At 33.9% G+C, this 15,163-nt stretch carries 13 protein-coding genes; 7 read left to right on the forward strand and 6 right to left on the reverse strand.

What is annotated here, in order from left to right; all coding sequences use genetic code 11:
* Positions 1-32 precede the first annotated feature (32 nt).
* Positions 33-1,775 carry a carboxypeptidase-like regulatory domain-containing protein gene (locus tag AAC084_RS15330; RefSeq protein ID WP_339841085.1) on the forward strand — a complete coding sequence of 581 codons (1,743 nt, stop codon included), beginning with the start codon at positions 33-35 and terminating at the stop codon, positions 1,773-1,775.
* On the opposite strand, the gene AAC084_RS15335 is transcribed toward AAC084_RS15330, so the two are convergent.
* Positions 1,772-1,894 carry a hypothetical protein gene (locus AAC084_RS15335; RefSeq protein ID WP_339841086.1) on the reverse strand — a complete coding sequence of 41 codons (123 nt, stop codon included), beginning with the start codon at positions 1,892-1,894 and terminating at the stop codon, positions 1,772-1,774. The two genes, AAC084_RS15330 and AAC084_RS15335, sit on opposite strands and share 4 nt — an antisense overlap.
* 48 nt (positions 1,895-1,942) lie before the next feature.
* Here AAC084_RS15335 and AAC084_RS15340 point away from each other — a divergent pair, with 48 nt between their 5' ends.
* Positions 1,943-3,673, forward strand: coding sequence for a hypothetical protein (locus AAC084_RS15340; RefSeq protein ID WP_339841087.1), 1,731 nt, complete (start codon positions 1,943-1,945; stop codon positions 3,671-3,673).
* Positions 3,674-3,676: 3 nt separating this feature from the next.
* Here AAC084_RS15340 and AAC084_RS15345 read toward each other — a convergent pair whose 3' ends face one another.
* Positions 3,677-5,305, reverse strand: a complete 1,629-nt coding sequence (locus tag AAC084_RS15345; protein ID WP_339841136.1) for an acyl-CoA carboxylase subunit beta — start codon at positions 5,303-5,305, stop codon at positions 3,677-3,679.
* A gap of 72 nt (positions 5,306-5,377) precedes the next feature.
* Between AAC084_RS15345 and AAC084_RS15350 the strand changes: the two genes are divergently transcribed.
* The 3 genes from AAC084_RS15350 to ettA all read left to right on the forward strand — a co-directional run bounded on the left by AAC084_RS15350 (position 5,378) and on the right by ettA (position 8,367).
* Positions 5,378-6,349 carry a Gfo/Idh/MocA family oxidoreductase gene (locus AAC084_RS15350; RefSeq protein ID WP_339841088.1) on the forward strand — a complete coding sequence of 324 codons (972 nt, stop codon included), beginning with the start codon at positions 5,378-5,380 and terminating at the stop codon, positions 6,347-6,349.
* Positions 6,350-6,425: 76 nt separating this feature from the next.
* Positions 6,426-6,602, forward strand: coding sequence for a CAL67264 family membrane protein (locus AAC084_RS15355; protein WP_089261541.1), 177 nt, complete (start codon positions 6,426-6,428; stop codon positions 6,600-6,602).
* A gap of 73 nt (positions 6,603-6,675) precedes the next feature.
* Complete coding sequence (ettA, locus tag AAC084_RS15360; protein WP_339841089.1) at positions 6,676-8,367, forward strand: energy-dependent translational throttle protein EttA; 1,692 nt, start codon at positions 6,676-6,678, stop codon at positions 8,365-8,367.
* 106 nt (positions 8,368-8,473) lie between these two features.
* Here the strand turns inward: ettA and AAC084_RS15365 are convergent, their stop codons facing one another.
* Together AAC084_RS15365 and AAC084_RS15370 are read right to left on the reverse strand one after the other, a co-directional pair.
* Entirely contained in the window at positions 8,474-9,295 is an 822-nt protein-coding gene (locus AAC084_RS15365) for an MBL fold metallo-hydrolase (protein ID WP_339841090.1), read from the reverse strand.
* An 11-nt stretch (positions 9,296-9,306) separates the two neighbouring features.
* On the reverse strand, positions 9,307-9,765 hold the full coding sequence (locus tag AAC084_RS15370; protein ID WP_339841091.1) for a GNAT family N-acetyltransferase: 459 nt from the start codon (positions 9,763-9,765) through the stop codon (positions 9,307-9,309).
* Between the two features lie 150 nt (positions 9,766-9,915).
* On the opposite strand from AAC084_RS15370, the gene AAC084_RS15375 reads away from it, so the two are divergent.
* Positions 9,916-10,803, forward strand: a complete 888-nt coding sequence (locus AAC084_RS15375; protein WP_339841092.1) for a hypothetical protein — start codon at positions 9,916-9,918, stop codon at positions 10,801-10,803.
* Positions 10,804-10,872: 69 nt separating this feature from the next.
* Here the strand turns inward: AAC084_RS15375 and fumC are convergent, their stop codons facing one another.
* Positions 10,873-12,273 (reverse strand): class II fumarate hydratase, encoded by a 1,401-nt coding sequence (gene fumC / locus AAC084_RS15380; RefSeq protein WP_339841093.1) that lies wholly within the window; start codon positions 12,271-12,273, stop codon positions 10,873-10,875.
* 170 nt (positions 12,274-12,443) lie between these two features.
* Here fumC and AAC084_RS15385 point away from each other — a divergent pair, with 170 nt between their 5' ends.
* Entirely contained in the window at positions 12,444-12,617 is a 174-nt protein-coding gene (locus AAC084_RS15385; protein WP_091609002.1) for a hypothetical protein, read from the forward strand.
* A gap of 54 nt (positions 12,618-12,671) precedes the next feature.
* On the opposite strand, the gene AAC084_RS15390 is transcribed toward AAC084_RS15385, so the two are convergent.
* Entirely contained in the window at positions 12,672-15,161 is a 2,490-nt protein-coding gene (locus AAC084_RS15390; RefSeq protein WP_339841094.1) for a TonB-dependent receptor, read from the reverse strand.
* Between the last annotated feature and the right edge of the window lie 2 nt (positions 15,162-15,163).

The raw sequence follows: 15,163 nt of genomic DNA on the forward strand, positions 1-15,163 counted from the left end.
TATAAATTAATGTAATCGTTAATAATATTTCTATGAAAAATATTCTGATTCTTCTAGTACTAGTAACTTTTGTTAAGAATATTCAAGCACAAAGTAATACTGTGAAAGGTAAGGTTACACAAATGGATAGTCCCTTGGCAAATGTTCAGATTTCTATAATTGATTCAGATACGGCGACCAAGACAAATGCAAACGGGTTTTACCAGATATCAGCTGAACCAAGAGATGTCATTCAATATACATATCCTGGTCTAAATGATGTACAAATTCTAGTTGAAGACGTTACTCGTATATTGAATATAGAAATGAGTCAGGAGATACATCAACTAGATGAGGTTACTGTAAAAGGTAGTAATAGAAAATCACAGAATGAGCTGCAACAAGAGTATAGTTATAACCCAAATCTTATAAAAACGGCATATGGTATTCTAGATAGCGAGACTGCACCAGGCAAAATTAGATTTTTACAAGAAAATCAAATTAATGATGTTGGTATTTGTATTCTTGATTTAATGAAAAATGAATTTCCAGGAGTAAATGTTGTAGGGGATTGCGTATATGGAGGTCTAATATATATTAGAGGATTAAATTCCGTTAGTCAAGCTCCACCTGCTGTTTATGATGTTGATGGACAAATATTAACCCAAACTCCTACTTGGATAGCACCCGCTGCTATTAAACGATTGGCTGTTTTAAATAATCTAGCTATGACTACACGATATGGGTCTATAGGAGCTGGTGGTGTTATTGTGATTAACACTAAAGCTAGTACATATTCTAGAACGGTAGATGGTAAACTTATTGATTATGTAAAAGTAAAAAATAATAAGTATGATAATTCAGCGCTAAACATTGTTGATTTTAATGAAGGGAAACCAAACTATTTAATCGAGCTTTTGACAGCGGGTACGGAAGAAGAAGCAAAGGCAATCTATGCTGAACAAATTAAAAAATATAGTAGCTCTTTTTACTATGTTTTAGATACCTATGATTATTTTTCTAATAGATGGAAAAATCAAGATTTTGCAGAGATGATTATTGAGGATAACCATAACGTTATAGCTAGTAACCCAATAGCATTGAAATCTCTTGCGTACATCTATCAAGCTGAGGGACAGTTTAAAAAAGCGAATAAATTGTATGAGGATGTGTATACACTCAGAGCAGATTATGCACAGTCTTATATAGATTTAGCTAATAGTTATCGTGAACTTGGTCATCATCAAAAAGCTGCAGCAATGTATTTGCGATATGATTATTTATTGAATGAGAATTTGGTGCAAGCGGATGAAGATTTGAAAATTATTTTGGATCGTGAATTAAACAATTTAGTTAGCTTAAAGGGTGCCGAACTTGTATCAACGAGTCAAGTAAATGAAATTAAGCTAGATGATGAATTTAAAGGAACTCGTTTGGTTTTTGAATGGAGTGATAGTGAGGCAGAATTTGAATTGCAATTTGTAAATCCAGAAAAGAGATACTATAAAAGTGAGCATTCATTAGTTGCAGATGCTGAGAGAATTCAAAGCGAAAAACGTTCAGGTTTCTCTAGTGAAGAATATTTAATAGATGATACACTTCGTGGGAATTGGTTGGTTAATGCTACCTATTTAGGTAATAAAAGTTTGACTCCAACGTATTTGAAAGCCACTGTGTATTATAACTACGGTAGTGCATCGCAACGAAAAGAAACAAAGGTTTTTAAACTTGGTCTACGTAATGTTAATCAGCAATTGTTTACGGTTTCTAATGCAGCGAGTGTTGTAGCTAACTAAACCTGCAACACTCCCATGTTAAATTGCTTTTCAATAGGCGCATGATTTGCGGCCTCTATACCCATTGAAATCCATTTGCGGGTGTCTTTTTGGGAATTAAAAACCATTTTATCAATCATGTTATTATTATTATTATTATTAAAGAATAATTAGATAAAATGTTGATTATGAGAGTCATTGTTGTTTTTCTTTTTCTTTTTTTAATTGTAAACGTATTTGGACAACAAAAAATACAAGGACGTATAAGTACAGATGGTATTTCTTTATCTGATGTAAATGTTTCCAACCTTTCTTCGGGTGTTAACACTTTTACAAATAAGAATGGACAATATATTGTAATAGCCAAACCTAAGGATGAGTTAAAGTTTACTCATATTGGAATGGATACAATTTTAATTCTTATTGAAGATGTTACATCAATCTTGAATTTAAAAATGCAACCTAAGGTAGAGGAATTAGATGAGGTAGTATTGACAGAAAAAATCGGTAAACAAAAACGACTTGCGATAGATTATTTTACTGACCCTACAATTGTAAATACTTCTTTTGGGTATATCAGTCCCGCAACTATTGCCTATCATTTAAAAGTTATAGATGGGTCAGAATTTATGTCAGGTTCAGATTTATTAAGTGCCATAGCAAGTAGACGCTCAGGAATTCGCGTAGGTACATATTTAGATAATAATGGTGTTTCAACAAGAACATTATTTCTGAGAGGAATGGGATCTGTAGGGCAAAAATCATCAGCACTATTTGAAGTAGATGGCAATATTTTTATTGATTCGCCAGTTTGGATTGATATTTCTATAGTACAAAGAGTAGCAATTATTCCTGGTCTTCAAGCGGTATGGCGATATGGACATATAGCGAGTGGAGGTGTAGTAATAATAAATACTAAAAATGGGGTTCACGGACTTAGAGAAGAAAATAGTTTAAAAAGATATGATCAAGCTCGTTTAAGAAATAACTACGTAAATGAAAAAGTTCTTAGTGATATAGAAAAGGAAGAAGACCTTCCTACTTATATGAGGTCACTAAATTCTTCAATTAACTTAAAAGACGCTCTTAATGTTTATGAGGAGTATTCAGCGCTGTTTTCTTCAAGCCCTCATTTCTACATTGATAGTTATAACTTGTTTTATGAAAAATTTGGAATAAATGCTGCTGATAATATAATTGAATCTAGTTTCCGTAGATTTAAAAACAATCCGGTTTGGTTAAAAGCCTTAGCGTATTATTATGAGTCCCAAAATAGATTTGAAAAAGCCCATGAACTTTATGAAAAGATATTTGTACTAAGACCTGATTATGCGCAGAGTTATTTAGATATTTCTAGAAGTTATCGAAATTTAAACAATCCGGAATCATCTATATCATTTTTGGCAAGGCATAAATTTTTAATAGAAGAAGGTTATTTTAAAGGTGAGAGTGATGACTTTGAGACTTTGATTAAAAAAGAAACAGACAACCTGATTTTATCTAATAATTTCTTAAATAATGAGGTTGTTGAAAATGAGATTTTGAATACGAGATTGGTATTTGAGTGGAATGATAGTGAAGCTGAGTTTAACCTCCAATTTGTGAATCCAAATAATCAATATTTTAATTGGAATCACAGATTAGAAAACATACCTGACAGAATCATGCAAGAAAAGAAACTTGGATTTTCTATCACAGATTTTGAAGTAGATGAAACACTTTTAGGTAAATGGCAAGTGAATGTAACATATTTTGGCAACAAGCAATTAACCCCCACTTACTTAAAAACTACTATATATAGAAATTATAATACAGTTAATCAAACCAAAGAAATTAAAGTCTTTAGGTTAGATGTTAATGGTGCGAATCAACATCTTTTTGGTTTCAATGTTATTAGACAGCTATCTAAAAGTAAGTGAAAATTAAACCTGCAACACTCCCATGTTAAATTGCTTTTCAATAGGCGCATGATTTGCCGCCTCTATACCCATTGAAATCCATTTGCGAGTATCCTTTGGGTCTATAATAGCATCTGTCCATAAACGAGAAGCTGCGTAATAAGGCGATACCTGATCATCATACCGTTGCTTAATCTTATCGAAAAGCTCTTTTTCTTTTTTCTCAGTAATTGTTTCACCCTTCTTTTTTAACGAAGATTTTTCAATTTGTAAAAGTACTTTTGCTGCAGAATTACCACTCATCACGGCGAGCTCTGCACTTGGCCAAGCAACAATTAACCTTGGGTCGTATGCTTTACCACACATGGCATAGTTTCCTGCCCCGTAACTGTTTCCTATTATAATAGTGAATTTTGGTACGACAGAATTACTAACTGCATTTACCATTTTGGCGCCATCTTTAATAATGCCACCGTGTTCGCTTTTACTACCCACCATAAAACCGGTAACATCTTGTAAAAACACTAACGGAATCTTTTTCTGGTTACAATTAGCTATAAAACGTGTTGCCTTATCTGCGGAATCTGAATAGATGACTCCACCGAACTGCATTTCACCTATCGCAGTCTTCACTACTTTTCTTTGATTAGCTACGATGCCAACAGCCCACCCATCTATACGTGCATATCCGGTAAGAATTGTTTGGCCGTAACCAGCCTTATATTCTTCAAAATCAGAATCATCTACCAGACGTTTAATGATTTCCATCATATCATATTGTTCTGATCTCGAACTTGGTAGAATACCATAAATATCATCTGGGTTTTCTTTTGGCTTACTAGCTTTTTTACGATTAAAGCCAGCCTTTGGAAAATCACCAATTTTATCCATGATATTCTTAATGGTGTCCAATGCAGCAGCATCATCCTTAGCCTTGTAATCCGTAACTCCGCTAATTTCACAGTGGGTAGTGGCCCCACCTAAAGTTTCGTTATCAATGCTTTCGCCTATAGCCGCTTTTACTAAATAACTTCCGGCCAAAAATATACTTCCAGTCTTGTCGACAATTAAGGCTTCATCGCTCATAATCGGTAAGTAAGCACCACCTGCTACACAACTGCCCATTACTGCAGATATTTGGGTGATTCCCATGCTGCTCATAATCGCATTGTTTCTGAATATGCGCCCGAAATGCTCTTTATCAGGGAATATTTCATCCTGTAAAGGCAAATAAACTCCCGCGCTGTCCACTAAATAAATAATAGGCAGTTTGTTTTCAATAGCAATTTCTTGAGCTCTTAAGTTTTTCTTTGCAGTAATAGGAAACCACGCTCCAGCTTTAACGGTTGCATCATTGGCTACAACGATACACTGTTTGCCTTTTACGTAGCCGATTTTTATAACAACACCTCCAGATGGGCAACCACCATGCTCTTCATACATACCGTCACCTACAAATGCTCCTACTTCTATTCGTTCTGAATTTGCATCTAAAAGATAGGCAATTCGTTCTCTTGCAGTCATTTTACCTTGGTCATGCTGTTTAGCAATTTTTGCTTTACCGCCACCTAAAGAAACCTCGGCAAGTTTGCGTCTGAGGTCTGATAATAACAACTTATTCCTATCTTCGTTCTGATTGAATTTCAAATCCATTCCTTCTATTTGCTTTTCTTCGGATAAAGATAAGGAGTTAATTTTGGTGTTCATGCAACAAAAACAAAAAGTATGATTAAGTGGGGTATAGTGGGAGCAGGTAACATTGCGCATAGTTTTTCAAAAGATTTAGCACTGGTCAATGGGGGCGAATTAACTGCTGTAGCTTCTAGAAATTTAGAAAAGGCACAGGCTTTTGCTAGCGAGTATGGTGCACCAAATGCATTTGGTAGTTATGAAGAATTATTTAACAGTGATACTGTTGATGTAATTTATATTGCCACACCCCATACAACTCATGCAGAATTAAGTATTGCTGCAATGAAGTCGGGCAAAAATATACTTTGTGAGAAACCAGTAGGGGTCAATAAGGGCGAGGTAGAGCAAATGATTAAAGTTGCTGAAGAAAATAATGTTTTTTTTATGGAAGCTTTATGGACTCGTTTCAACCCAACCATTAAAAAAGTTAAAGAACTTGTAGATAATGGAACTATCGGAGATATCGGTTATCTACATGCAGATTTCGCATTTTATGCGTTAGACCGTGATGAAAGTGGTAGACTTTTAAATCCTGCTCTTGCCGGTGGTTCATTATTAGATATTGGTATTTATCCTATATTTTTATCCTATTTGATGTTAGGTATGCCAAAGGATATTAAAGCAAGTGCCAATTTTTATAAAACTGGAGTTGAGGAGCAGATTAGTATGATTTTTAATTATGAAAAAGCACAAGCCATATTATACAGTGGTCTTAATTCTAATTCAGAAAAGAAAGCAGAAATAGCAGGTAATAAAGGGTCAATTTTTATTCACCCTAGGTGGCATGAAACTTCAGGCTACACTTTAGAAATCGATGGAGATTCTAGTGTCGTTGAGGTTGGTAAGGTAGGTAAAGGATATACCTATGAAATTGAAGAAGTGCACAATTGCTTAAATACTGGAAAAATAGAAAGTGATTTATGGAGTCATCAAAATAGCAGAGATTTAATTGAAATTATGGATACTGTGCGTAATAAGGTCGGAATTGTGTTTCCCTTTGAATAATAGCCGTATTAAAATTGGACAGATGTTTTAAAATTTCCGATATTTGAAATTCGCTTAAATTTTAATTGATTCGAAAATGAACAAGAACACAGTGCTCGCATGGGCTACTTTTATTATGATTTTTGTAGGTCTTGCTCTAATTGCTTTAGGAGCTTTTCGTTATGATGATGTTGCCGGTTGGGGTTTTGCCTCTGTAGGTATAGGTTTCTTTGCAATTGCATGGGTATTTAACGCACTAAAAGGCAGGGTTTAACTATTCAGCCTTACAAACTACATTTTATTCTACTGGTAGTAGTAAATTTTATTTCACTTAATACTATAATTTTATGTCAGATGATAAGAAGGTAATCTTCTCCATGTCAGGGGTTACGAAAACCTATAAGAATGCAAATACACCCGTTTTAAAGAACATATACTTAAGTTTCTTTTACGGTGCCAAAATCGGAATCTTAGGATTAAACGGTTCGGGTAAATCAACTCTATTAAAGATAATTGCAGGGGTTGATAAAAATTTTCAAGGTGATGTAGTTTTTTCTCCAGGTTACAATGTTGGTTATTTAGAGCAGGAGCCAGAATTAGATGAGAATAAAACTGTTTTAGAAATTGTAAAGGAAGGCGTAGCAGAAACAGTTGCTATTCTAGATGAATACAATAAGATAAATGATATGTTCGGTCTTCCTGAAGTTTATGAGGATGCCGATAAAATGCAGAAGTTGATGGATCAACAAGCTGTATTGCAAGATAAAATTGATGCAGCTAATGCCTGGGAATTAGATACCAAGCTAGAAATAGCTATGGATGCACTTCGTACGCCAGAACCTGATAAGAAAATAGGAGTATTATCTGGTGGTGAAAGAAGAAGGGTTGCATTATGTAGATTGTTATTGCAAGAACCAGAAATTCTTTTACTAGATGAGCCGACTAACCACTTAGATGCAGAATCTGTACATTGGTTAGAGCATCATTTAGCACAGTATAAAGGAACTGTTATAGCTGTAACGCACGATAGATATTTCTTGGATAATGTTGCAGGATGGATTTTAGAATTAGATAGGGGTGAAGGTATTCCTTGGAAAGGGAACTATTCTTCATGGCTGGATCAAAAATCTAAACGACTTGCACAAGAAAATAAGACTGCGTCTAAAAGACAAAAAACATTAGAACGAGAGTTAGAATGGGTTCGTCAAGGAGCTAAAGGCCGACAAACAAAACAAAAAGCACGTCTTAAGAATTATGATAAGTTAATGAGTCAAGATCAAAAACAACTTGATGAAAAACTTGAAATATATATTCCTAACGGGCCACGTTTAGGTACGAATGTTATTGAAGCTAAAGGTGTTAGTAAGGCATTTGGAGATAAATTGCTTTATGAGAATTTAAATTTTAAATTACCTCAGGCGGGTATTGTTGGTATTATTGGACCAAACGGTGCGGGTAAGACTACCATTTTCAGGATGATTATGGGAGAGGAAAAACCTGATAAGGGTGAATTCGAAACGGGTGAGTCTGCCAAAATAGCATATGTAGATCAAAGTCATTCAAATATTGATCTTGAGAAAACAATTTGGCAAAACTTTAGTGATGAGCAAGAACTCATTATGATGGGCGGTAGGCAAGTAAACTCTAGAGCTTATTTAAGCAGGTTTAATTTCTCTGGTAGCGAGCAGAATAAAAAAGTAAGTATGCTATCTGGTGGTGAACGAAACCGTTTGCATTTAGCCATGACTTTAAAAGAAGAAGGTAACGTACTTTTATTAGATGAGCCTACCAATGATTTAGATGTAAATACACTACGAGCTTTAGAAGAAGGCTTAGAGAACTTTGCAGGTTGTGCTGTGGTTATCTCTCACGATAGATGGTTTTTAGATAGGGTTTGTACCCACATTCTTGCCTTTGAAGGCAATTCAGAAGTTTATTTCTTTGAAGGTTCTTTTTCTGATTATGAAGAGAATAAAAAGAAACGACTTGGTGGTGATTTGATGCCGAAACGAATTAAGTATAAAAAATTGATTAGATAATAAATAATAAAATATTTATATAGAAAAAGCCCGCAATTGCGGGCTTTTTAATTTTCAGCTAACAGCTAACAGCTAACAGCTAACAGCTAACAGCTAACAGCTAAAATTAATATTCGTCATTAGGGTACCAATCTAATTGAACTACTTCAATATCTTGATTTCCTGCATCGACCAACTTTTTAAACATTCCTACATCACTTACATCTGGTCGACCTCTATAGTGGTATGGATATACCTGTTTAGGTTTAAAATCTAAAACTGCAGAAGCAGCGCTTTCAACAGTCATTGTATACGGTAGGTTCATACAAACAAATGCCTTATCAATATTTTTTAAAGAACGCATTTCTGGTATATCCTCTGTGTCACCAGAAAAATAGATACGTTGACCATTAATAGTTAATATATAGCCATTGCCACGACCTTTTACATGAAAAGCTTTAGCCTCTTCTCTCAAATTATACATAGGTATAGCTTCGATTAATATTCCATCAAATTCTTTACTATCTCCATTGGTTAGAATTTCTAGTTTCTTGGAAAATTTATCTGGCATCTCGTCCGCTACTGCTTGCGGTAGTATAAATCTGGCTTGTGAAATATCTATGGCTTCCAATGTTTCCATGTTAAAATGATCGCCATGAATATCTGTAATTAAAATTAAATCTGGCTTTTTCTGATTTTCAAAAGCAGTAGGTCCACCTGTCGGATCTATGTATATCGTGACATCGCCCCATTCTAATATTACTGTGGCATGTTCTATTGGTACAATTTTTATTTCCTCACCTTTAGTTTTTAAAGCCTTATTGGTTTCGGCTGTATGTTCGCTATTTTCTATAGTTGAATCTATTTCATCTCCTGATTTCTTTACATCTTTACAGGCAAAAGAAAGTGAAAATGTTAATAGCAAAATGAGCAACTTTTTCTTTTTCATTATCTAATTTTTTACAACGTTAATTCCATTTTAATATCAGACCTAAGGTAAATAATATTATTCTCTAATTGAATTTCTTTAAATCCTAATTTCTTATATATATGCAGAGCAGTGTCAAGTTTTGTGCTTGAATATAAAACAAGCTTAGCCCATTTATTTTTTTTTGCGAAATCTATAGCAAAGATTAGTAAATTTTGTCCAATTTTAAGCCCTTGGTGCGACCTGCTTACGGCCATTTTACTTAGCTCAAAATTAGCTTCAGATTGTTTTAGAAGTGAGAAGCAACCAACAGGCTCTTTGTTCCATAACCCCATAAAAATATATCCGCCTTTTTCAATGATTGAAGATTCACAATTGTCTAATAGTTCTCTGTCTTTTTCTTCAACTATAAAATATTCGGTAATCCAAGCTAGATTTAGCTCTTTGAATTGTTGGGCATATTTTATCTCGTAAGGGACAATAGTTAACATAGTTTATCTTTATTAAAATAATTATTTTAAAGTTATCTTATTTTTAGTCCTAAAAAAGGTAAGATTAAATTAATTTAACATCGAAAAATCTAAACGTTAAGACTTAACGTATATAAACTGAACAAACAGACATTTAATAAATTTAACATTATGACTGAAACAAAAAATAACAATGGTTTAAAGGTTTTGACCGCGCTTTTAGGGGTTGTGCTTTTAGGTACCATCATTTACACTGTTAGTCTTTATCAAGATAAGAAAAAGACTGAAGTAGTACTTACCAAAGAAAAAGAATTGGTAGTTGAAGATCTAAATAGCTTAAAATCAGAGTATGATAAAGCTATTTTAGAGAGTAATGCTACCAACGAAGAATTGGTTAGCGCAAGAGACAATATTGCAAAATATATTGATTCTGTAAAAACAATGAAAGCAGATATTGGAACTTTGTCAAGATATAGAAGACAAGTTGGTGTTCTTAAGGCTGAAAGAGAGCAATTATTAAAACAAGTTGATTCTTTGACCCGTTCTAACACTATGATTGCAATGCAACGTGATAGTACGTATGTTGAATTAGAAAAGCAAACTGTTTTTAATGATTCATTAGTTGTACAGAATACAAACTTAGCTCAAGTTGTAGAAAAGGGTTCTGCTTTGAACTTATCTAAATTTAATGTAGATGCTGTTAAAGAACGTAACAGTGGTAAAATGGTTTCTACGCAAAGAGCTAAAGCAACTGACAAATTTAAAATTTGCTTTACTGTAGCAGATAACGTTATTGCGCAAGCTGGTGACAGAGAATTTTATTTAGAAGTTTTAGATCCTCAAGGAAATGTTCTTGGTGGTAGTAATTCTAAATCTAATGATAATGGTGCTTCTGTAACTTATAGCAAAGAGACTAGTTTCTATTTTGAAAACAAATCATTAGATGTATGTGATTATATCAATAAGCCATCAGGTGATTTCAAAGACGGAAATTACATGGTAAATGTTTATGATGACCAATTAAAATTATTGGGAACTTCAAAATTCGTTTTGAAATAGTAGTTGTAAATTATTATATAAAAAGGGCGACCAATTTGGTCGCCCTTTTTTATTTCAAAAATTCTAAATCTAGTCTTTTAAGCTACCTACCATATTTTCTGGCTTAACCCATTCGTCATAATCTTCAGGAGAAACATAGCCTAAATTAACTGCTTCCTCTTTCAACGTTGTTCCGTTTTTGTGAGCAGTATTAGCAATCTCTGCAGCCTTGTAATAACCAATTTTTGTATTTAACGCTGTTACTAACATCAATGAGTTGTTTAGTAGCTGCTTTATAACATCATAATTTGGCTCTATGCCAGCAGCACAATTTTCTTCAAAACTTGCACATGCATCACCAATTAATTGAGCTGATTGTAAAATATTAGCTGCCATTAAAGGTTTAAATACATTTAACTCATAATGACCTTGTGTACCTCCAATACTAATGGCAACATCATTACCCATAACTTGAGCACAAACCATAGTTAATGCTTCACATTGTGTAGGATTTACTTTGCCGGGCATTATTGAACTACCAGGTTCATTTGCTGGTATGATAATTTCGCCAATTCCTGAACGTGGACCAGAAGCCATCATTCGAATGTCATTAGCAATTTTATTTAAAGAAACAGCTAGTTGTTTTAATGCACCATGGCTTTCAACGATGGCATCATGAGCAGCTAGTGCTTCGAATTTATTTTTAGCTGTAATAAAGGGTAGTCCGGTAAAGTCTGCAATGTATTTTGCCACCAGTACATCATATCCTTCCGGAGTGTTTAATCCCGTTCCCACAGCTGTACCACCAAGAGCCAATTCACTAAGGTGTTCTAGCGTGTTATTCAATGCTTTTAGACCATGGTCTAATTGAGATACATATCCTGAAAATTCTTGACCTAAGGTTAGGGGAGTGGCATCCATAAGGTGTGTACGTCCTATTTTAACCACATTCTTAAACTCGATAGTTTTCTTTTGTAAAGTATCTCTTAATTGAGTTACACCAGGGATAGTAACTTCAACTATTTTTTTATAGGCGGCAATATGCATACCTGTAGGGAATGTGTCGTTTGATGATTGTGATTTATTCACATCATCATTTGGTTGAATTGTTTTTTCTCCTTCACCAATTACTTTGCCAGCAATTTCGTGAGCTCTGTTGGCAACAACTTCATTAACGTTCATGTTGCTTTGTGTACCAGAACCTGTCTGCCAAATAACTAAAGGAAACTGGTCATCATGCTTTCCTTCTAAAATTTCATCGCATACCTTTGCAATTAAATCTCTTTTCTCTTCTGCTAATACGCCAAGTTCACAATTAGCATATGCCGCCGATTTTTTTAAATAGGCGAATCCATAAACAATATCTAAAGGCATAGACGCCGTTGGACCTATTTTAAAATTATTTCTAGAGCGCTCAGTTTGCGCACCCCAATATTTGTCTTTGGGTACCTCTACATTACCCATAGTATCTTTCTCGATTCTAAATTCCATGATATTATATTTTAATGAATCTTAAGTTAACTTATTTAATAGCTTCAAAAATAAGGCTTACATTTATTTTTATGGTGACAAGATTGTTGAGAATATTGAAATTAATTTTGCTTAACGTTTGCAAAAAATAATTCGTTTATGGTATCTTTGCAATATATAAGTATAAGGATATGTTTGATTTTGACCAATATTTAGGATTTTTAGCTTTCTTGACCATTTTAACCATAGGTTTTTGGTTAATGATGTTTTTGTTATTATTCGTTGTTCCTTACTGGTTAGGAGGAAACATAATTGAATTGTTAAAAGAAAGACGCGACAAAAAGAAAGCCGCAAGAGAAGCATAAATAAAAAAAAGAAGCCAATTGGCTTCTTTTTTTATGTCCTGTAATTCCTTAAAGTTAACCTTCAATTTCATCTCCACCTTCGTCTCCGCCATTACCACGAGAGCCTTTGTTTTTTTCTTTTGGCTGGTTGAATCTATATACAAAACCTAAAGTTACTTGTCTTCTTCTCCATTGAAATTCACTTTCAGAAGTAAAAAACTCTGTTTCGGTATATGATTTTCTTTTTCTAGAATTAAGTAAGTCGCTTACATTCATAGAAATCGTACCATTGTCTTTTAAGATGTCTTTACTAAAAGCTAGGTTCAATGAAAAAATCCCATCGCTTTCAGTTTGCGCATTTTGTGAAGGCCCTCGGTAGAAGGCATTTGTTTGCCAATCTATTTTTGCTGGTAAAGAGACTTTTGAACTAAATCGTGCAAACCAACTAGTATTGGTAGTGCCGTAATCAACTCCATTAAAGTCACCTTCCGTGGAAAATTGGAAAAAGTTAACGCTAGAATTTAAACGTAACCATTTAGCCGCGCTATACATCATTCCTGCCTCTATACCAATTCTATTGTTCGTTGATAGATTAATAGGAATAGTTCTTATAATCTCAATCCCATCCGTAGTGGTTTGCCCTGTTTCTTCTTGCACGCGCTCAAAAGAATCAGTTTCTCTTTGGTAATAGATAGATGATGTTAAAGTAATCTTATCCCATCTTTTTAAATATCCTAAATCGAAAGCATTTGAAAACGCAGGATTTAAATCTGGATTACCTTGAAAAATGTTCGTTCTACTTGACCTTGATGGAAATGGATTTATAAACCAGCCTCTAGGTCTATTAATTCTTCTATTATAACCTAACGATATATTTTCATTTTCAGCTATCTCTAAAATTAAATTAACGGTAGGGAAAAGACCTAAGTAATTTTTGTCAAAATTCACATCCACATCAACCCCTAATTGTTCTTCTAATTGACTAGTGTCATATAGAGATGCTAACTCTCCTTTTAATTTTGTGTTCTCTAATCTTAATCCAAGTAAAAAAGAAAACTTACCAAATTTATTGCCGTATTGTGTATACAACGCGTTTACGTTTTCAGTGTAAGTGAATAAATTAGTTAGGTCTTCATTTATATCGTATTGACCGCTAGTTTGATTTAGAGAGTCTAAACGATAATCTGTTGCATTTTCTTCAAATGTTCCTCGGTAACCAACCTCGAACTGTGCATCGCCAATAGGTAATACATAATCAGCCTGAACCAAGTACTCATTGTCTGATTCAGTCTCAAATACATTTTCTAAAACAATTAAATTTTGATTTGGTACAGTGTTACTTTCTTGTATGATAGAAAATTTATCTTCTTCACCTTTTGAATATTGAAGGTCAACGGTTAATTTTTGTCCATCATCATCTAAATCGTTTACATAGTTTAATGAAAACTGATAATTTACGTCATCTTCGTTTTCATCCTCGGTTCTAAATGTTTCGCTATTCAGTGAATTACTGATAAATCTTTGATTGGTATTTTCTGTTTCATCTTCACTATCAGAAGATCTATAAAAAACAGAACCTGTAACAGAAGATGATTCTGTTAAGAAATATTCTAATCCTAAATTAGTATTGAATCCTTTTCGTAACCTATTATATTCTCGATCCTCAATTATTCTATCAAAACTTCCTGATGAATACGTGTTATCATAAAAGGCATTACCCGGCGCATCTCTATAATTATAACCAGTAGTGTTAAAAAGATTGAATTTATCTGTTCTTAAGTTAGCATTGACAGAAATTCCACTATTAATTGGATACCCGATTGTAGTATTTACAGATCCGTTAAAACCAAGAGTTTTTTCTTTTCTAAGTATAATATTTAATATACCTGCAGAACCCTCAGCATCATAGCGTGCAGATGGACTAGTAATTACCTCAACTTTTTCAATAGCATCGGCTGGTAACTGCGTGAGTGCATCAGTAGAGCCAAACCCAGCCAAGGCAGATGGCTTACCATTTATCAATATTCTCACATTTGCGTTTCCTCGTAAACTTATGGCCCCTTCAACGTCAACATCTACAGATGGTACGTTATTTAAGGCATCGGTTATAGTAGCGCCACTAGTGGTTAAATCCTTACCAATATTATATATTTTCTTGTCTAAGCGAATCTCTACCGTAGTTTTCTCTCCAACTACCTCAACAGCGTCTAACTGAGCTACATCTAGCGATAGTTTTACTACACCTAAATCGGTACTTTCAGAAAGTAGTTGATTTGCTTTTTTGTATGTTTTATAAGAAATGTACTCAATACTTACATTGTAGTTACCTGGTTTGGTTTCTACACTAAATTTACCATCAATATCAGTAATACCTCCTGTGATAATTTCAGGATTTCTTACACTTTGTAATACTAAAGTTGCATATTCTAATGGTTCATTGGTTTCTTGATCTAAAACCTGCCCTGTGATAACAATTGGGCTACTTTCCCGGTTTCCCCCCGGTCTTTGACTATTTATATAATTAAAAGATAGTACTAGTAGGAGTAAAGGGAAAAGTTTTTTCATTA

This window comes from uncultured Maribacter sp. (genome assembly GCF_963977385.1).
Taxonomy (GTDB): Bacteria; Bacteroidota; Bacteroidia; order Flavobacteriales; family Flavobacteriaceae; genus Maribacter.

Bases quoted from the DNA above. Each gene is read 5' to 3' on its own strand.
- AAC084_RS15330 (WP_339841085.1), top strand. From the start codon at position 33: ATGAAAAATATTCTGATTCTTCTAGTACTAGTAACTTTTGTTAAGAAT.
- AAC084_RS15335 (WP_339841086.1), bottom strand. From the start codon at position 1,894: ATGATTGATAAAATGGTTTTTAATTCCCAAAAAGACACCCGCAAATGG.
- AAC084_RS15340 (WP_339841087.1), top strand. From the start codon at position 1,943: ATGAGAGTCATTGTTGTTTTTCTTTTTCTTTTTTTAATTGTAAACGTA.
- AAC084_RS15345 (WP_339841136.1), bottom strand. From the start codon at position 5,305: ATGGATTTGAAATTCAATCAGAACGAAGATAGGAATAAGTTGTTATTA.
- AAC084_RS15350 (WP_339841088.1), top strand. From the start codon at position 5,378: ATGATTAAGTGGGGTATAGTGGGAGCAGGTAACATTGCGCATAGTTTT.
- AAC084_RS15355 (WP_089261541.1), top strand. From the start codon at position 6,426: ATGAACAAGAACACAGTGCTCGCATGGGCTACTTTTATTATGATTTTT.
- ettA (WP_339841089.1), top strand. From the start codon at position 6,676: ATGTCAGATGATAAGAAGGTAATCTTCTCCATGTCAGGGGTTACGAAA.
- AAC084_RS15365 (WP_339841090.1), bottom strand. From the start codon at position 9,295: ATGAAAAAGAAAAAGTTGCTCATTTTGCTATTAACATTTTCACTTTCT.
- AAC084_RS15370 (WP_339841091.1), bottom strand. From the start codon at position 9,765: ATGTTAACTATTGTCCCTTACGAGATAAAATATGCCCAACAATTCAAA.
- AAC084_RS15375 (WP_339841092.1), top strand. From the start codon at position 9,916: ATGACTGAAACAAAAAATAACAATGGTTTAAAGGTTTTGACCGCGCTT.
- fumC (WP_339841093.1), bottom strand. From the start codon at position 12,273: ATGGAATTTAGAATCGAGAAAGATACTATGGGTAATGTAGAGGTACCC.
- AAC084_RS15385 (WP_091609002.1), top strand. From the start codon at position 12,444: ATGTTTGATTTTGACCAATATTTAGGATTTTTAGCTTTCTTGACCATT.
- AAC084_RS15390 (WP_339841094.1), bottom strand. From the start codon at position 15,161: ATGAAAAAACTTTTCCCTTTACTCCTACTAGTACTATCTTTTAATTAT.